The 19,946-nt window shown below is 69.3% G+C and carries 5 protein-coding genes and 1 pseudogene; all 6 read right to left on the bottom strand.

What is annotated here, in order from left to right:
• Nucleotides 1–249 (bottom strand): annotated as a pseudogene (locus tag ON37_RS33765) (hypothetical protein); the annotation flags it as partial.
• Nucleotides 250–1,000: 751 nt separating this feature from the next.
• Complete coding sequence (locus ON37_RS03760) at nucleotides 1,001–2,506, bottom strand: HNH endonuclease signature motif containing protein (RefSeq protein ID WP_083892705.1); 1,506 nt, start codon at nucleotides 2,504–2,506, stop codon at nucleotides 1,001–1,003.
• Between the two features lie 181 nt (nucleotides 2,507–2,687).
• The gene (locus ON37_RS03755) at nucleotides 2,688–3,449 is read right to left on the bottom strand and encodes a dienelactone hydrolase family protein (protein ID WP_040716692.1); all 762 of its coding nucleotides are present in this window, start codon (nucleotides 3,447–3,449) and stop codon (nucleotides 2,688–2,690) included.
• Nucleotides 3,450–3,759: 310 nt separating this feature from the next.
• Entirely contained in the window at nucleotides 3,760–4,974 is a 1,215-nt protein-coding gene (locus ON37_RS03750) for an Nramp family divalent metal transporter (protein WP_040716707.1), read from the bottom strand.
• Between the two features lie 146 nt (nucleotides 4,975–5,120).
• Nucleotides 5,121–6,116 carry an alpha/beta hydrolase gene (locus ON37_RS03745; RefSeq protein ID WP_174362064.1) on the bottom strand — a complete coding sequence of 332 codons (996 nt, stop codon included), beginning with the start codon at nucleotides 6,114–6,116 and terminating at the stop codon, nucleotides 5,121–5,123.
• Nucleotides 6,117–6,342: 226 nt separating this feature from the next.
• Nucleotides 6,343–19,914, bottom strand: a complete 13,572-nt coding sequence (locus tag ON37_RS03740; protein WP_444543873.1) for a non-ribosomal peptide synthetase — start codon at nucleotides 19,912–19,914, stop codon at nucleotides 6,343–6,345.
• Nucleotides 19,915–19,946 lie beyond the last annotated feature (32 nt).

Genomic DNA, 19,946 nt, shown 5'->3' with positions numbered 1-19,946 from the left:
AGCCGGATTCAACCCCGCCGCAGCAATATCGGAGTCAGGGATGGAGCAAGGATTCCATGCAGTATTCGAGGCCGGCGGCGATGAAACCGGAGCGACACTTGCCGCCGTTGTCGTAGTTTTCTCGGTCTGCGCCGACGACGAATCATCCGAACAACCGGTCGTCGCCACCAGCATTCCAATCGAAACCACTGCGCCGGCAACGCACGCCATACGGCGCACGCCAGCGCGTCGGCCGAACTCGAGCTGCATGAATTGGCCCCTCCTGTTCACCGTGCCGCTGGGAACGCCATCGACTCTCCCCCGCACGAGGCGACCCTATCCCAGAGAGATACTTCGCGGCCAGCCCGGACAGGGCTCGGCCGGCAGCTGCCACTCAGCGGGAACCGAGGGCGACCGACCAGCAAACCGCAGAGCCGGACTCAGATCGCCCACGGCCACCCGCGAAGTCGTCGACGGACCTCCCGGCGCGCCGCCCCGTGATCATTCATCTCCACGCCCTCGCAATTGTCACTAGATCGCGGCATAGTGGTCCCTTCGAGGGACACCATGGAAGGCCAACTGCCGCACTGCCGCCGCCGCTATCCCTTGTCGAACTCGCCGTCCTTCGCCCCACTGATGAACGTCCACCACTCGCCAGGGGCGTTCGAACTGGCGGAGCGGTTCGGTCGTGCTGATGTATGCGCGCTCTCCCGTACCCTCCCCCGGCGCGGTGCATGTGGAGCCCGAGTCGGCCGAATCCACCCACAGATCGAAACCCAAGGGGGCAAAGGCGAATGCGGCGGACGATGTGCGCTGGCGAATGGTACGGCATCGAGAAACCGGTGAGCCGCAGTTTCAACGAACATACTTCTAGTTCCCTTCTCCCCCAGCGTGTTTCGCCTACCGATCCTCGCGGAATATTCCGGGTCGTCAGGTGCGCACCCGGCTTCCGATGGACCCCACCCCGGGCAAGGCGGCCGGCTCCCTTGCGACGGAGGAGCCGCGACCGCAGAACCGGTGGTCACGCCGCGCCGGCGTCGGAGGGCGGCCGGGAGCGCGGCTCCGGTTGTGGCCGGTGCCGTCGACGTCTCTCGCGGTCCCGCTCATCGCGGAGGTGGATGCGGGTGAGTATCGCGGCGAGTAGTTCGCCGGCGCGGTGGCGGTGATTCACCCGGGGCGTGCGACTGGGATCGATGTGCTCGGGCGCGATCCAGGCCGTTCTCCCCGGAAACGGGGAATGCCGGTCTGCCACCACGGTTTTCCAGCCGCCCGGGCCATCGTGAATCAAGCCATGGCAGGCGTCGCAGGCCAGGACGAGGTTCTCGATGTCCGTGTGTCCACCGGCGCGGTAGTCCCGAATATGGTGCACCGCACAGAGACTCGCGGGCGCGTCACAGCCGGGGCGGGAGCAACCGCGCAGCGCGGCGATCAGCGCCAACCGCTGCGCACGGGATGCCAGCCGCTTCATTCTGCCCAGGTGAAGCGGGAGCCCGGCATGGTCGAACACCGCGAGATAGGGACGCGATCGTTCGGCCAGTCGCAGCGCCTCCCGGATGGGCACCACACCACCGGTGGCGGTGGTCGCGACCCCCGAATCCTTTTCCAAATCTTCGAGTTTCATCGTCAGGACAGTGGTCACCGGCATGCCGCGGTGGCGCCCGAGGTCCTCGGCAACCAGCCCCGATCGAAGGATGGTGGTCAGCGCGTCGTGATTGCGCTGGGCGGTGCTGCGATGGTCGGCCCGCGCGGCCGCGGCCAACACCGCCGGATCCACGCCGTCGATATCGGCGGCCGGACTCGACGGGTCCTCCGGATTGCACACCCCCGGCCGAGCATACTTCGCCAGCAGTGGGTCGAGCAGGGCCCGCATCACCGGATCGATATCGCCACGGATCGGGGACATCCCGTCGGGCCGTTGCCGACCGATCATGATGCCGCGCATGCGGGCACGGTCCCGGTCGTTGCTGAGCCGGCCGTCCGGATCCAGATACGCCAGGATCCGATCACCGACCTTCGCGATATCGTCCGGCGATCCCGACCGCGCGAATTCGGCGAGCAATTGCTCGGCCGCTTCGCGATCCGCCTCCGAGACCGCGCCGGGCACCCGGTTCATCACCTGCGCGATCCCGCGCACATGGTCGATCGAGACCGCGCCGTGCGCCAAAGCCTCTGCAGTGCAGGACAAATGCGGCTCCCGCAGTTCGCCGTCGAGGCCTCGGAAGGTGCCCACCCAGCGGGCGGCGTTCACCCGACTGCCCGCCTCCGCACTCGACAAGCGCAACGTTTCCATCAGAAAACGCTTCACGGATTTCACCCCGCACCGCGCCGGGATGGACCGCTCCTCCGCCTCGATCAACAACCGATGCTGCATCGCGGCCAACCGACGGGCGCAGCGCTCCACACCCCGCATCACCTCGACGAGATCGCCGTCCGACAACGGCACCAGCGATCGCTCGAGCAGGTCGGAGACCGCAGCCGACAGCGGTCCCACTACCTGCTCCGCAATCTCACCCCCACTCGAATGCATGTTCGAACTCTATCAGCGCAGAACTCGGACGCGAACCGGCTTTCCAGTTGCCGCACCCTTTTCGACCAGGCAAGACGCATCGTCGCGCGCCAATAGCTTCGCCGACGTGGTGAGACAGCGACCGTGGCGCCCCGGCAGCACAGCTCGCGAGCCGAGTCGCGCTCCGGCACGAATCCCTCGGTCACCCTCGCAGTGTGCGGTCGAACAGTGCCACCAGTTCGCCGTAGTGCCGTTCGGCCGCATCGGCGTCGTAGGCGGAGGTGTCGGCCTGCGTGAAGCCGTGCTGGGCTCCCTCGTAGACCTCCGTGCGGTACCGGACACCGGCAGCCGTGAGAGCCCGATCGAAGCGGGCGATATGTTCCGGGGTCATGTGGTCGTCGTCGCCCGCGTGCGCGAAATACAGCTCACCGGTGATGTTTCCGACGATCAGGTGTGGACTGTCGGGGGTGTCGGTCACCAGCGGGCCGCCATGGAATCCGGCCACCGCCCCGATCCGGTCGCCGAACATGGCGGCGGCCAGTACCGCCAGCCGCGCTCCCATGCAGTAGCCGGTGACGCCGACCTTTCCGGCGGTGACCAGCGGCGACGCCGCTAGCCACGCGAGGTAGGCGCCGACATCGGAGCGCAGTCGTTCCGGTGTCAGTTCGCGGATCATCGGAAAGACCTCGTGGAAGATCTCCGGCCGCTGCACGGGGTCGATGAAGTCCGGCAGTTCGACGACCGGTGCCCGCCCGCGCCGGTAATAGGCGTTCGGGAGCATGACGGTGTAACCGTGGGTGGCGATACGATCTGCCAGCGCCCGCAGGCTCGGTCGCAGTCCGAAGCCGTCCTGGATCACCAGCACAGCCGGATGGGCGGCGCCGTCGTCGGGACTGGCGATATATGTGTCGGCGACACCATCGGGTGTCCGTACATCGACCGAGCGGGTATTGATTGTCTTCATCGTCGAATCCTTGTGTCGTAGTTGAGATCTCGGAATCACTACGACAAAAGGGCGGAGCTCGCGCGGAACCGCGGAATCCGCGCTCGACAAGCGGGCCACCTCCGGCCCGCACGGCGCTCAGAACAGCACCGGGTAACCAATCCGCGTGTGGCGCAATGCCGTCCCGGTAGTCATCGGGTCACACCGTAACAGATCACTCCGGTAGGCAGCTCACCGGTGCGAGCAGCCCCGGTCGCCGGGGCGAGAACATGCATCTGCGCCGGACCGGGTGTCCAAGCGGCACTCGAGCCGAAACCGTAGACCCGGCCCGTCAGTTTCCGGTGACCGTCAACCAGATCAGCAGCAGATTCAGCGCACTGATGACGGCGGCGATCACCCACGCCGCGGAGGTCGTCGCCCGGTGGTTCACGTCGTCCCCCATCAACTCCCGGTCTCCGGTGAATCGCACCAGTGGGATCAGGGCGAACGGGATGCCGAACGACAGCACCACCTGCGACACGATCAGAGCGCGCGTGGGGTCGACGCCGGCGGCGAGGATGAACAGGGCGGGGATGAGGGTGACCACGCGACGGATCAGCAGCGGGATCTTGCGACGCAGCAGACCGTCCATGATCATCGCGCCCGCGTAGGCGCCGACCGAGGTGGAGGCCAGGCCGGAGGCGAGCAGGGCCACGGCCAGGAGCAGAGCGGCCCAGGGCCCCAGCACCTCTCGAACGGCGGAATGCGCGGATTCGATCGAGTCGATATCGCGGCCGCCGAGGGTGGCGGCGGCCATCAGCAGCATGGCCAGATTGACCGCACCGGCGATGATCATCGCCAGCCCCACGTCCACCCGGGTGGCCCGCAGCAGGCGGCTGCGCCGCGGGCCGGGCTCGGTCCGGCCGTGCCGGTCCCGGGTGAGTCCGGAATGCAGGTAGATGGCGTGCGGCATCACGGTGGCGCCGATCATCGCGGCCGCCAGCAGGACGCTCTGCGCGCCGTCGAAACGCGGCACCAGCCCGGCCGCGACGCCGGACGGCGAGGGCGGCGAGATCACCACCCCGGCCAGGAACCCGACCGCGATGATCGCGAGCAGGCCGATGATGACCCGTTCGAACGGTTGCTGCCCGCGTCGGTTCTGCACCGCCAGCAGCCCCATCGACACCGTGCCGGTGATCACCCCACCCAGCAACAGCGGCAGTCCGAACAGCAGGTGCAGCGCGATGGCCCCGCCCACGACCTCGGCGAGATCGGTTGCCATCGCGGTCAATTCGGCCTGCGCCCAGTAGGCGAGCCGCACCGGCCGTCCGGCGCGCTCCCGCACGATCTGGGGCAGCGAACGACCGGTCACCACACCGAGTTTCGCCGAGAGGTACTGCACCAGCGCGGCCATCACGTTCGCCATCACGACCACCCACATCAGCAGGTAGCCGTACTGGGCGCCGGCGCTGATGTTGGAGGCCACATTGCCGGGATCGACGTAGGCGATCGCCGCCACGAACGCCGGGCCCAGCAGCACCGCGATCGACCGCAGCCGGAAGCGCATCGTCGGCCGGGCCGCCACGGTGATCGTGTCCATGAAAATTATTTTACGGGTACCCGAACTTTTCTTCGAGCCAACCCTTCGTAAACGGCGAATCCGCCCCGAGCGCTGCGGCGATCGAGGCGGATTCGGTGGTTCGTACGAGGCGGTCAGATGCCCAGACCGCGGGCCAGGAGCGGCCAGGAGTCGAGGAAGTCGTCGTGCCAGTAGCCCCACGAGTGGGTGCCGGAATCCCGGAAGTTGTAGGTGGCGGGGATGTTCAGCGAGTTCAGCTTGGTCTGCAGGTTGTGGCTGCAGTAGTTGGTCGCCGCCTCGATCACGCCGCCGACCACGAGCTGATTTCCGAGGCCGTAGGCGCCGGGCAGCGTGTAGGGGCCGTTGAGGGTGTCCCACTGGCCGGGCAGACCGTTACCGGAGGAGATGTACAGGTTCAGCCCGCGCAGCGCCTCCGCGTGCAGCAGCGGGTCGTTGTCCTGCCAGGCCGGATTGTCGTCCTCGCCGTACATGTTCCGCACATCGCCGCCGCCCCAGGTGTTGACGGTCAGTTTGATCGCTTCGCGACCCACCGGCGAACTGGTCTCGGCGCAACCGGAATACGCGGCGACCGACTTGTACAGGCCCGGCTTGGCGATCGCCAGATTCAGGACCGAGGTACCCGAAGTGGACAGGCCGGCAATGGCATTCACGCCGTTGGTGCCCAGCGCACCGTCGATCAGCGGCGGCAGCTCCTCGGTGAAGAAGGTCTTCCACTTGTTGCGGCCCAGGGTCGGGTCGTCCTTCAGCCAATCGGTGTAGTAGCTCCACTTGCCACCGATGGGCTGTACGACGTTGACGTTCTTGTCGGCCAGGAAACCGTTGACGATATCGGTCTTCTTCTGCCACGAGGCGTCGTCCTCGCCGCCGCCGGCGCCATTGAGCAGATACAGGGTCGGGCGCGGCACCGAGGCATCGGCCGGGCGCTGCACATCGACGGGGAAGGTGCGGTTCATCGCCGCCGAGTAGACGTACAGCCGGATGCTGCGATCGTCCTTGTAGGTGGCCTTGGCGATATGCGATCCGTCGGGCGACTTCGGGTCGGACAACAGCGACTTCGACGCGATGACCGGGTCGTCCGCCGAGGCGGTGGTAGCGCCGACTCCGGCCACGACGCCTGTCAGGAGTCCGGTGGCCGCGAGCACGGCAGCAGCCCGTAGACCACTACGCCGGAAGTGTCGACGAATCAATGTTCACACCTTCGCTATCTGCTCGACATTCGGTTTCAGCTTTTTCCGGCGGCGCCCGGCGAGGCGCACCGGAAGGGCCGGACCTCGCCCGACCCTACGGCCTATCTAGTCGTCTGACCAGACCGCTCCGTTACGTATGCGTGACCCATCATGCCGAACCGGAACCCGCTTCGGCGGGACCGCCCCGCCCGCCGAGCAACTCTGCCAGCAGGGGTCCCAACTCCGCCAGGCCTTCGGGCGACATCATGAAGCTGTGTTCGGCCTCGACCCGATATTCGACCACATCGCCGTCCACGTACTTGCGCCAATCGCCGACCTCGGTGGTGTTGTCGGACGCGGTGAAGTAGTCGACCCGGCCACGGAACACACCCGGCCGATGCTCGGTGGTCAGTTCGGCGGACTGCACCGCGCTGCGGTAGATCCGGTGCACGCGTTCCGGAGTGAACGCACCCATATCCGGCCCGAACGCCTCGAACAACTGCTGCACCGCATCGTCACTCAGATCGCGGATATCGCTGTCACCCGTGCCGATCAGCGCCTCCGCGCCGATACCGATCTCCGCCAGCGCTTCCCGCATGGTGCTGCGGAAGTGTGCGATATCCATTTCGGCACGGCTGTCGAACATGACGAGGCTTTCGACCCGCTCGCCCTCGGCCTGCAGGGTGGTCGCCACCGCGTGCGCGAGCACGCCGCCGAGCGACCAGCCCAGGAACCGGTACGGGCCGTGCGGCTGCACGGTCCGGATCCGGCGCAGATATTCCTCGGCCATCTCCCGCAGCGACCGCGGGAAATAGTCGTCCTCGGACAGGGCCGGGGACTGCAGCCCGAAGATCGGTCGATCCGGGATATAGCGCGCCAATCCGGCGTAGCACCAGGCCAATCCGTACATCGGGTGGAAGCAGAACACCGGGGTGCCGGTGCCCTCGGCACGAATCGGCAACAGCACTCCGAGCGCTTCCTCGGCCGCCGCGTCGTAGTCGTAAGCCGTGCCCGGGGCGGTATCGATGCGTTCGGCCAGGGCGGCCACGGTCGACCCGGCGAAGAACCACTGCACTCGGACATCGACGCCGGTGAGCGCGCGCAGGCGGCTGATCGCCCGGGTGGCGACCAGCGAATTGCCGCCCAGATCGAAGAAGTCGTCGTCCGCGCCCACCCGATCGACCTCGAGCACCTCCGCGAACACCGCGGCGACCGTCTGTTCGGTCGCCGTCGCCGGCTCCCGATAGGGCCGGCCCGACACCTGCGGCACCGGCAGGGCCTTGCGGTCCAACTTGCCACTGGCATTGAGCGGCAGTTCCGCCAGCACAACCACCGCCGCCGGAATCATGTACGCGGGCAGGGATTCTCGCGCATGGGCCAGCAGTCTCGCCTCGTCCAGCGCACCGCCGGCAGCGACGACGTAGGCGACCAGACGATCACCCGAGGCGCCGCGCACCAGTGACACCACCGCGTGCCGCACTTCCGGATCGCGCGCGAGCACCGCCTCGATCTCACCCAGTTCGATCCGCTGTCCCCGCAGTTTGACCTGGAAATCGCTGCGGCCCAGGTACTCCAGCGCAACCGCCCCGTCCGGCTGGGTGCGCCAGCGGACGATGTCGCCGGTGCGGTACAGCCGTTCGCCACCCTCGTGCGCGACGAACCGCTCCGCGGTGAGCGGCGCCGCGTTCACATAGCCGCGAGCCAACTGCACACCGGCCACATACAGCTCGCCGGGCGCGCCGGGCGGGACCGGGCGCAGCTGGCGATCCAGCACGTGCACCCGGGTATTCGCCACCGGGGTTCCGATCGGCACGGCGCGTTCGACGTCGGCGCCGGCCGGCCAGGCGGTCACCACGGTCGCCTCGGCCGGGCCGTACCAGTTCACCAGATCGGTCTCGGGCAGGGTCGCCGCGAACAGTCGCGCGGTGTCGCCCGAGAGCGCCTCGCCGGCGGCGAAGACCCGGCGCAGCGACGAATATCCCCGAGTCACCGCGGGATTGGCGTCCGGATCCAGGAACGCGTCCAGCATCGACGGCACGAAGTGCACCGTCGTCACCGAACGGGTATCGATCAGCCGCGACAGATAGGCCGGGTCGCGGTGTCCGTCCGGTTCGGCGACGGCGATCGCGGCGCCGGTGTGCAGCGGCCAGAACAGTTCCCACGTCGAGATGTCGAAGGTGATCGGAGTCTTGTGCAGGACCACGTCACCGGTGTCGTGCGGATAGGTCCGCTGGGCCCAGCGGAATTGATTCACCATCTGCCGGTGGGTGATCACCACACCCTTCGGCCGGCCCGTCGATCCGGAGGTGTGGATGACGTAGGCGACCGAACCCGGATGCACCCGCGGCAGCCGCACCGCCGCGGACTGCCCCGCATCGCGCGGCGCCGTCACATCCACGATCGGGATGTCGGCCGAGGTGGCGAACCCGTCGCGGGCGGTGGTCAGGACACAGGCGGGCCGGGTGTTGGCGAGGACGAACTCGTTGCGTTCGGCCGGATGGTCCGGGTCCACGGGCACATAGCCCGCACCGGCGCGCAGCACGGCGTAGATGCCCACCACCAGCTCGATCGAACGCCGCATGGCGACGGCCACCAGCGTTTCCGGCCCGATCCCGCGGGCCACCAGCTCCCGCGCCAGATCGCGGGACCGGCGGTCGAGCTCACGATAGGTGAGCACGGTGTCGCCGAAGTACACGGCCGGGGCCTGCGGAGTGCGCGCGAGCTGGGCATCGAACAGCATCGGCAGGGTCGCATCGTCGAGCAGCTGCCGATCGTCGGTGGCATTGCGCGCGGCCAGTTCCGTCACTTCGTCCGGCAGCAGCGCGTCGACCTCGGCCACCCGCGCGTGCGGGGTGCGCACGAAACGGTCGATCGACTGCCGCAGCCGGTTCGCGAGCGCCGCGGCCTCCTGTTCGCCGAAGACATCGCGCAGATACTTCAGCGAGATGCGCAGCTGATCGTCGAGCACCACCATGACGGTCACCGGATAGTGCGTGCCGGTGACCGACTCCACGCCCTGCACCTGCATGCCGTCGATCGATCCGAGCGCGGCCAGGCCCTTCTCGTCGACCGGGAAGGATTCGAACACCACCAGCGTGTCGAACAGGCCCTCCACCCCGACGGCCCGCTGGATCTCGCTGAGGCCCAGATAGTGGAAGTCCAGCAGATCGGCCTGTTCGGCCTGCAACCGCGCGAGCAGTCCGCTCAACGTCTCCTCGGCGCCGAGGCGGACGCGCACCGGGATGGTGTTGAGGAACAGGCCCACCATCGTCTCGACCCCGGACAGCGTCGGCGGGCGACCGGACACCGTCGCGCCGAACACCACATCGTCACGGTCGGTACAGCGGCCGATCAGCAGACCCCACGCCGCCTGCACCACGGTGTTCACGGTGACGCCCAAGGCGGCGGCCAGCCGGGCCAGTTCCGCGGTCTCGGCCACCGACAGGGCGAAGTCGACCTCGCCGACGCCCGCGGAGATCTCCCGGCCCGGGTCGACCGGCGCCAACGGCGTCGGCTCGTCGACACCGGCGAGCGCGTGCCGCCACCGGTCGCGGGCCGCCGCCACGTCCTGGTCGCTCAACCACCGCAGATAGTCGCCGTAGGACCGGACCGCGGGCAGCTGCCGCGACCGCGCGCCCAGGGCGTACACGGTCAGCACTTCCTGCATCACCAGCGGAATGGACCAGCCGTCGAGCAGGATGTGGTGAGTGGTGACGAGCAGTCGGCAGCTCTGCGGACCGGTGCGGATCAGGGTGAAGCGCAGCAGCGGCGCGCTCGCCATGTCGAACCGCTCGGCATAGTCCTGTTCGCGGATCCTGGTCAGTTCGGCCGATACCCGGTCCGCCGGCAGGTGCCCGAGATCGATCTCGCGCCACGGCACCTCGACCCGGTCCAGCACGACCTGTACCGGGTTGCCCGCGGCGTCACCGGCGAAGGCGACCCGGAGATTGTCGTGACGATCCAGCACGGCCTGCGCCGCCGCCCGCAACCGCTGCGCGTCCACGGCGCCGCCGAGTCCCACGACGAACTGCATGAGGTAGACGTCGGTCGAGGCACGGGCGAGCAGGGCGTGGAAGAGCATGCCCGACTGCAGCGGGGTGACCGGCCAGATATCGGTCAGCGCCGGATACCGCCGGTGCAGGCGATCGATGTCGCGCTGGTTCAGATCGACCAGGGCGAAATCGGAGACGGTGAATCCGCCGACGCCCGGATGGGTGCCGTGCTCGGCGAGGCCGCCCAGCGCCCGGACCCACTGCCCGGCGAACTCCTTGACCTCGTCGACGGTGAAAACCGTTGCGGCATAGTCGAATCGGGCCAGCAGCCCGTCCTCCGCGGCATCGACGGTGATATCCAGCAGCAGATCGGCGGCCGGGGTGTCGGGATGCGGATGCGCCGGCCGCAGATCGCGGTAGCGGAATGCGGTGCGCCCCTGGGCCAGCGCCGCGAGCACCGGCTCGGTCTCGGCGTTCAGGTAGCGCAGCAGGCCGTAACCGATGCCCGCGTCGGGCACCGATCGGCGCAGCTCCTTGGTCTGCGCGATGGCGGCGCCGGCCGCGTCCGCACCGAGCAACGCCTGCTCGACGTCGATGTCGTCGAGTCCGACGACGAGCGGATAGGTGAAGGTGAATCCACCGACGGTGCCCTCGGATTCGGGGCCGGTGACCGCGCGGCCGTCCACCGGTAGTTGCACCACCGGGCCCACGACCTCGGCGACAGCGCTCCGGGTCGGTCCCGCCCAGGCCAGGGCGAACGCGGTGAGCAGGACGTCCTCGATCGTCGCGTGGTATGCGCGCGCCACGGCGTCCACCGCGGCCGCACCCTCGGCGGTGAGCACGAGCGACACCCGGCCGCGATCGGTCAGGTCGACCTCGTCCACCGCCACTTCGTCCGGCGCCTGCGCGAGATGCTTCTGCCACCAGCCCAACTGGGCGACGACGGCGGTTTCCTCGGCCCGCTCGGCCAGTGCCTTGCCGACGCCGACCGGTCCCGCGTGATCGACGGCCGGTGCGGAGTGCCCGCCGGCCCACGCATGCGACAGTTCGTCGGCCACGATCCGCCAGGAGGTGTCGTCGACGACCAGACCGTTGGCCACGGCGACCAACGCGGTCGGCGCGTCCGCGCCGTCGTCGGCTCCGGCCGGGGCGACCAGCCCGAACGCGATGCCGTGACCGGCGTCGGGATCCAGATCCTCCGACAGCGCGCGCACCACGATCGCGGTGCCGTCGTCACCGGGCGCGAACCGGCGCAGCGGCGCGGCCATCGGCTCCTCGGGAACCACCAGGAGGTTGCGCTCACGGTCCAGCCGCGCCGAGAGCATCGGATGCCGCTGCAGCAGTGCCGAAATCGCCGCCTCGATGCGCTCGGCCGAACTGTCGGCGGGCAGATCGACGGCAATGGCCCGCCGGTCCCGGCCCGAGGGATCGAGGCGCAGTAGGCGCACCGCCGGCGGCAGCAGCGGCATGGCGCCGAATCGCTCGTCGGCGTGCACCGGCGTGACCGTCGCGCGAGCCGCCAGCGCCTCGACCGAGCGAGCCGAGAACACCTCGCGCGGTAGGAAATTCACGCCACGCTCCCGGGCGCGGGCCACTACTTGGAGGGAGACGATGCTGTCGCCACCGAGTGCGAAGAAGTCGTCGTCCAATCCCACCCGGTCGATGCCCAGCACATCGCCGATGACCTCGGCGATCACCTGTTCGGCGACGGTACGCGGTGCACGGTAGCGCTTGACCTCGACCACCGGATCGGGCAGGGCCGCGCGGTCCAGCTTCCCGTTGACGGTCAGCGGCAACGCGTCCAGCACCACGAAGGCCGCCGGGACCATATAGGACGGCAGCGCGGCTTCGAGCGCCGACTTCACCCGTGACACATCGAGTTCGCGGTCGGCCGATACCAGGTACGCGACCAACCGGTGCCCGTTGCGGCCGTCGGGTTTGGCGACGACCACGGCCTGAGCGAGCTGCGGCAGCCGCAACAGCGTCGCCTCGATCTCGCCCAGTTCGATCCGGAAGCCACGCACCTTCACCTGGAAGTCGGTGCGGCCGCGATACTCCAGCTCACCCTGGGAATTCCAGGCCGCCAGATCACCGGTGCGATACATCCGGGTACCGGAACCGAACGGATCGGCGACGAAGCGGTCCGCCGTCAGATCGGGGCGCCCGAAGTAACCGCGCGCCAATTGCGCGCCGGCCAGATACAGCTCACCGGCCACGCCTTCCGGAACCGGATGCAGCCGCGAATCCAGCACGTACGCCCGGCTGTTCCATTCCGGCGCGCCGATCGGCACCGAGGTGTCGTCACGCTCGGTGACGCGGTGACTGGTGATCGAGACCGCGGCCTCGGTCGGGCCGTAGAGGTTGTACAGCGCCACGTCCGGATGGACGGCCGCGAATCGCCGGGCCAGCGCGGCCGGCAACGCTTCACCGATCGCGAGCACGCGCCGCAGCGGTGTGGCACCGGTGGCGCCGGAAACCCGTGCGGCCGACTCGGTTGCGGTGAGCAGTGCGTCCAGCATGGACGGCACCACATGCAGTGTGGTGACGCCTTCGCGGTCGATGAGCTCGTTGAGGTACTCGGGATCGCGGTGGCCGTCGGGTGCGGCGATGACCAGCCGGCCGCCCACCACCGCCGCGGACCAGAATTCCCACACCGACAGGTCGAAGGTGGCCGCCGTCTTCAGCAGCACCGCATCCTCGGCGCCCAGCTCGAATTCGGCCTGCTTCCACAGCAATTGGTTCACGATCGCCGCATGCGGCACCGCCACACCCTTCGGGCGTCCGGTCGAGCCGGAGGTGAAGATCACGTAAGCGGTGTGCTGCGGACGCAGGGGCGCCGACCGCTCCGCATCGGTGACGGGAGCAGCGGAGAGCTCGGACAGATCGAGTTCGTCGATCCGTATCACCCCGGCACCCGCGTTCGGACGGTGTGCCGGAATGGATTCCGAGCGGCCACGCCAATCCCGCACCACGTCGTTCCCGTCCGACGGCTCGGGACCCGACCAGGGCAGCTCGCCGATATCGGAGGTGGTCAGCACGCAGACCGGATCGGCCGCGTCGAGAATGTAGCCGGTCCGCTCGGCGGGCTGATCCGGGTCCAGCGGTACGTAGGCGCCACCGGCCGCGGCCACCGCGTACATGCCCACCACCAGGTCGACCCCGCGCCGCAGCGCCAGGCCCACCCGGGCCTCCGGGCCGACCCCGAGCGAAATCAGCTTGCGGGCCAGGCGATTGACGCGCCGGCCGAGTTCGGCGTAGTCGAGTTCGACGCCCTCGGCGACCAGGGCGGGCCCCGCCGGATTCGCGGCCACACTGCGGGCGAGCAGATCGGGCAGCGTCGCGGCGGTGTCGATCGCCCGATCGGCGCCCCGCTCGACCTCCGCCAGGCGGTCGCGCTGGGCCGCGGTCAGGATGTCGATATCACCGACCGGTATGTCCGCATCGCGAACCACGGCGGCGAGCAGCAGCGACAGCCGCCGCGTGAGCTCGATCGCGGTCGAGGCGTCGAACAGATCCGTCGCGTAGGTCAGGAAACCGCCGATCCCCGCGGGGCGGCCGTCCTCGTCGTAGCTGTCGGAAACGATCAGATGCAGATCGAACTGCGAGACGTCGAGGTCCGCGTCGACCCCGGACACACTGAGCCCGGGCAGCTCCAGCTGCGTGCGCGCCACGTTCTGGAACGACAGCCCGACCTGGAACAGCGGATGGTGCGCGGTGGAGCGCGGCGGGTTCAGGATTTCGACCAGCCGCTCGAACGGGATGTCGGCGTGGGCGAACGCCTGCAGATCGGTTTCGCGCTGTCGCACCAGCAGTTCCGTGAACGACTCACCGGGGTCGACCCGGGTCCGGAACACCACGGTGTTGACGAACATGCCGATCAGATCGTCGAGTTCGGCCTCGCCGCGCCCGGCGACCGGGCTGCCGATGGCGATGTCGGCGCTGCCCGACAGGCGGGCGAGCAGCACGGCCAGGGCCGAATGCACGACCATGAACAGGGTGGCGCCGTGCGCCCGGGCCAGCTCCACCAGTCCGGCGTGGATCTCGGGCGCGATGTGCACATCCACCCGGGCGCCGGCCAGGTTCGCCACCGCCGGGCGGGGCCGGTCGGTGGGCAGCTCCAGCAGGTCGGGGAGCCCGGCCAGTTCGCGCTGCCAGTAGGAAATCTGCTGCGCGGCAATCGAATCGGGATCCGATTCGTCGCCGAGCACGGCACGCTGCCAGAGCGCGAAATCGGCGTACTGGACCGGCAGCGGGGCCCACTCCGGGGCCTGCCCGCAGGTGCGCGCCGCATAGGCGGTCATCACGTCGCGGACCAGCGGGCCCATCGACGAGGCGTCGGCGGCGATGTGATGCACGACCACCGCGAGGACGTACTCGCGCCGGGAACCGGGCGCGAGGTCGGAGATCTCCAGCAGCCGCACCCGCAACGGCACCTCGGAGGTGACGTCGAATGCGGTTGCCGCCAGACGGTAGACGACGTCGGTCAGCACACCCGACGGGGTCGGTTCCGGCTGCAACCCGAGCCGGGTGTCGGCCGGCAGCACCAGCTGGACCGGGCCGTCCGGAGTCTCGGGATAGATGGTCCGCAGCACCTCGTGCCGGGCGACCACATCGTCGAGGGCGGCACTGAGCGCCGCCACGTCCAGGCTGCCGGTGAGCCGCAGCGCGAACGGCAGATTGTAAGCGGCGGAACCGGTTCCGGCCGCGCGCTGGTCGGCGTGGTCGAATCGGTTCAGGAACCACATCCGGCGCTGCGCCAGCGACAACGGCAGCGCCTCGGGCCGCTCGATCGAACCCAGGCGCACCCCCCGCCGCTGATGTGTCCGGGAATCCACGCTCGCCGCAAGGCCCGCCACGGTCGGGGCTTCGAACAGGGCCCGGACCGGAATCCGGGTGTCGAGGGCGGCGCCGAGCCGCGCCACCACCTGGGTGGCGATCAGCGAATTACCGCCGAGCGCGAAGAAGTCGTCGTCGGCCCCGACCCGCTCGATACCCAGTACCGAGCCGAAGACCTCGGCCACCACCTCTTCGACCGGCGTGCTCGGCGCCCGGAATTCGCGGGTGCCGAAGGTCGGTTCGGGCAGCGCCTTGCGGTCCAATTTGCCGCTGGCGTTGAGCGGAAGCGCCTCGAGGACGGTGATCACCGACGGCACCATGTACGCCGGCAGGGTCTGCGCCACACCGTTGCGCAACCGCTGCGGATCGAGTGTGATCCCGGGCGCCGGCACCGCATAGGCCACCAGCTGATCGCCCAGATCCGAGCCGAGCACCACCGCGACGGCCTGGCTGACGCCGGGCAGGGCCAGCAGCGCGGTCTCGATCTCACCCAGCTCGATGCGCTGGCCGCGGAACTTCACCTGGAAGTCGGTGCGGCCGATGTAGTCCAGCCGGCCGGGCCCGACCTCGTCGGCGGGATGCCACCGCACCAGATCACCGGTCCGGTACATCCGCGCACCCGTGTCGAACGGGTCGGCGACGAATCGATCGGCGGTGAGATCGGGGCGCCGCACATAGCCGCGGGCCAACTGATCACCGGCCAGGTACAGCTCGCCCGGGACCCCGGGCGGTACCGGATGCAACCGCCCGTCGAGGACATAGACCCGGGTGTTCCATTGCGGCAGGCCGATCGGAACGGTCGGCCGTTCGTCGCCGACCGGCCAATAGGTCACCGAGACCGCGGCCTCGGTGGGACCGTACAGGTTGTGGATGCGCGCGTCGCTGACCGCGCGGACGGCATCGACGGTCTCCGGCGGCAGCGCCTCGCCGATGACGAAGATGTCGGCCAGGGTCGGGCAGCTGCCCGGGCTGATCTGGGTGGCGAAGACCGTGAGCATCGACGGGACGAAGTCGGTCATCGTCACCGATTGCGCCGCAATGGTTTCCGCGATGTAGAGCGGATCGCGGTGACCGTCGTGCGTGGCCAGCACCAGCCGGGCGCCTGCGCGCAACGGCATGAAGTAACCCCACAGCGAGACGTCGAAGGTGGTCGCCGTCTTCTGCAGGTACACGTCCTCGGTGCCGAGCGGATACGCCGCCAGCATCCACTCGATCTGGTTGTGGATCGCGCGGTGCGAGACCGCGACGCCCTTCGGCCGACCGGTGGACCCGGAGGTGAAGATGACATAGGCGGGGTGCTCGGGCCGCAGCGGCGCGGCCAGCTCCTCCGGCCGCACCGGAGCGGGGTCGAAGCCGCCGAGGTCCATGGTGTCCAGGCGCAGCAGCGGAATGTGAGCCGGCACCGGCACCGCGTCGGCGCGGGTGGTCACCACGCAGACCGGTTGGGCGGTCTCCAGGATGTGCGTGATGCGCTCGACCGGATGGTCCGGGTCCAGCGGCACGTAGGCGCCACCGGCGGTGATGATCGCGTACATGCCGACCACCAGATCCAGCGAGCGGCGAATCGCCAGGCCCACCAGCGCTTCCGGGCCGACCCCGCGGGCGATCAGCAACCGCGCCAGCTGATTGACCTGCGCGTCGAATTCGGCGTAGGTGAGTTCGGCGCCCTCGAAGCGCACCGCCACGGCATCCGGATTACGCTGCACCGCACGGCGATACCCGTCCAACAGCAGCTCCGGTTCGACCGGGTGGCCGGTGTCGTTCCACACCCGCAGGATCTGTTCGAGCTCCGCGGGGTCCAGCAGGTCGATCTCACCGACCGCGCGCCCGGGGTCGGTGACCACCGCGTGCAGGATGCGCACCAGCCGGTCGGCGAAACCGGCGACGGTCGCCTCGTCGAACAACTCCACCGCATAGGTGAACATCGCCGACAGGCCGGCCGGGGTGTCGGCCTCCTGCCGCGGCACGACGGTCAGCTGCAGGTCGAATTTCGCGATGGCGCCGTCGAATTCGACGGCGTCCACGGTCAGCCCGGGCAGCTGCAGGCGCGGGGTCTCCATGTTCTGGAAGAACAGCGCCACCTGGAACAGCGGGTGGTGGGCCTGGGAACGGACCGGATCCAGCACCTCGACCAGGCGCTCGAACGGCAGCTCCGCATGCGAGAACGCGCCGAGGTCGGTCTGTTTCACCGCGGCGAGCAACTGCTCGAAGGTGGCGGCGGAATCGACGGTGGTCCGCAGCGCCAGCGTGTTGACGAACATGCCGACCAGGGCGTCGAGTTCGGCCTCACCGCGGCCGGCGACCGGCGTGCCGACCACGATGTCGTCGGTGGCCGAGGCCCGGGCGAGCAGCACCGCGAACGCCGCGTGGACCACCATGAACAGCGAGGTTCCGGTGCGCTGCGCGAGCTCCTCGAGGGCGGCGTGGGTGTTCGCGTCCAGCTCGAAGCGGTACTGTGCGCCGACGCCGGAGGCGATCTGCGGGCGTGGGCGATCGAACGGCAGGTCCAATCGTTCGGCGCTGCCCGCCAACGTTTTTCGCCAGTACTCGATCTGCCCGGCGGCGATCGAGTCGGGATCGTTCTCGTCGCCGAGAACCGCGCGCTGCCACAGGGCGTAATCGGCGTACTGCACCGCCAGCGGCGCCCAGCGCGGCCGGGACCCGTTGCGCCGGGCCAGGAACGCGGCGACCAGATCGCGCATGAACGGCGCGATCGAGGCACCGTCGGCGGCGATGTGGTGCACCACGACCGCGACCACGTGCTCGGTCGGCCCCACCTGCGCGACGGCGATACGCAACGGCACCTGCGCGGCGACATCGAATCCGGCGAGCAGCTCGGCGGCCAGCCAGCCCTCGAGTTCGGCCTCCGGCACCGGCTGCGGCGTCAGATCCGGAACCGCCTGCGCGGCAGGCAGAATCACCTGATAACCGGTGCCGTCGATCGCGGGATAGACCGTGCGCAGGGTTTCGTGGCGTTCGATGACATCGGCGACGGCGGCCTGCAACGCGGCCACGTCCAGCGCCCCGGTGAGCCGGATCGCGAACGGAATGTTGTTGGCGGCCGACTCCGGATCGAACTGGTTGAGAAACCACATCCGCTGCTGCGCCAGCGACAACGGAATGTGCTCCGGCCGCGGCATCGGCGCCAGCGGCAACCGGCCGCCCTCCCCCTTGAGCGGTTCCAGCCGCTGTGCCAGTTCCGCCACCGTCGGGGCCTCGAACAACAGCCGGGCCGGGACGCGAGCCGAGATCGCCGCGCCCAGCCGGGCCGCGACCCGCGTCGCGATCAGGGAGTTTCCGCCCAGATCGAAGAAGTCGTCGTCGGCGCCGACCGGCGTGCCCGGATCGAGCAGATCCGCGAATACCCCGGCGACCATCTCCTCCAGCGCATTCGCGGGGGCGCGGAACTCGCGGGCGGCCAGCACCGGGGCGGGCAGCGCGGCGCGGTCCAGCTTGCCCACCGGCGTCAACGGAATCTCGTCGAGCACCATGACGGTGGTCGGCACCATATGTGCCGGCAGGCTGTGACCGGCGGCCTCGATGAGGGTGTCCGGGTCGGCGGCCTGTCCGGGCGCGGCGTGCACATAGGACACGAGAATGGTGGCGCCCGTGGGCAATTCGTGTCCGACCGTGACCGCGAAATCCACCGACTCGTGGGCGGCCAGCACCGCGTCGATCTCGCCGAGTTCGATCCGGAACCCCCGGATCTTGACCTGGAAGTCGTTGCGGCCCACGTATTCCAGCTCACCGGCAGCGGTCCAGCGCACCAGATCGCCGGTGCGGTAGAGCCGGGAACCGTCGGGATCGAACGGATCGGCGACGAACCGGGCGGCGGTCAGCCCGGGCCGGCGGTGGTAGCCGCGGGCCACCTGCGCGCCCTTGATGTACAGCTCGCCGACGGCGCCGCGGGGCACCTGGGCCAGGCGCTCGTCCAGCACGTATTCGGTGATCGCGCGGATCGGCCCGCCGATGGTGACCGTCTCCCCCGGCACCAGCGGCGCGCTGATGTTGGTCATGATGGTGGTCTCGGTGGGGCCGTACCCGTTGAAGAACTCCCGGGTCGCACCGTCGTCACCGATCGGAATCACCCAGCGCCGCACCAGCTCCGGAGGGCAGGCCTCACCGCCGGCCACCACGACCCGCAGCGCATCCAGTCCGGTCGGGTCCACCGACGCCAGCGCCGCCGGCGTCACGAAGGCGTGCGTCACCGCTTCGCGGCGCAGCAGACTCGCCAATTCGTCGCCGCCGAGGACCGTGGGCGCCGCGACCACCATGGTCGCCGCCCCGCCGAGCGCCAGCAGCAGTTCGAGCACCGACGCATCGAACGACGGGGAGGCGAAATGCAGCGTGCGCGAATCGCTCGCGACGCGATACCGCTCCCGCTGCTCATCGCAGAAGCTCGACAAACCGGCCTGGGTGACGACGACACCCTTGGGTTTGCCGGTCGAACCGGAGGTGTAGATCACGTAGGCGGGATGTTCGGCGCGCAGCGGGCGCAGCCGATCGGCATAGGTGACCGGATCACCCGGGAATTCCGCGAGGGCTGCGGCGAATTCGGGGGCGTCGACGGTCAGCCACTCGACCGAATCCGGCAGCTCCGCGGCCACTTGTTCGACGGTCAGGCCGAGCTTCGTCCCGGAATCGGTGACCATGTGCGCGACCCGGTCGGCGGGATAGTTGGGATCCACCGGCACGAATCCGGCCCCGGTCTTGGCGATCGCCCACACCGCCAGCACCGACTCCACCGACCGCGGAATTCCCACCGCGACCAGATCCTCGGGGCCGATGCCGCGGGCGATGAGCAACCGGGACAGCCGGGTGGACCGCTCGTCGAGTTCGGCGTAGCTGATCTCGGCCAGCGTGGTGGTGGCGTCGGCGTAGACCAGCGCGGTGCCGGTGGGATCGGCCTCCACCGCGGTGGCCATCAGCTGCGGCAGGGTGGTGA

It is taken from the genome of Nocardia veterana NBRC 100344, assembly GCF_000308855.1.
GTDB lineage: Bacteria > Actinomycetota > Actinomycetes > Mycobacteriales > Mycobacteriaceae > Nocardia > Nocardia veterana.
The sequence above is the reverse complement of the archived record's forward strand: the minus strand, read 5'-3'. Positions and strand labels throughout refer to the sequence as shown.

What these genes read in the sequence shown, in the direction of transcription:
- ON37_RS03750 (WP_040716707.1), bottom strand. Translation starts at nt 4,974, where the DNA reads ATGCGCTTCCGGCTGCGGTCGATCGCGGTGCTGCTGGGCCCGGCGTTC.
- ON37_RS03755 (WP_040716692.1), bottom strand. Translation starts at nt 3,449, where the DNA reads ATGAAGACAATCAATACCCGCTCGGTCGATGTACGGACACCCGATGGT.
- ON37_RS03760 (WP_083892705.1), bottom strand. Translation starts at nt 2,506, where the DNA reads ATGCATTCGAGTGGGGGTGAGATTGCGGAGCAGGTAGTGGGACCGCTG.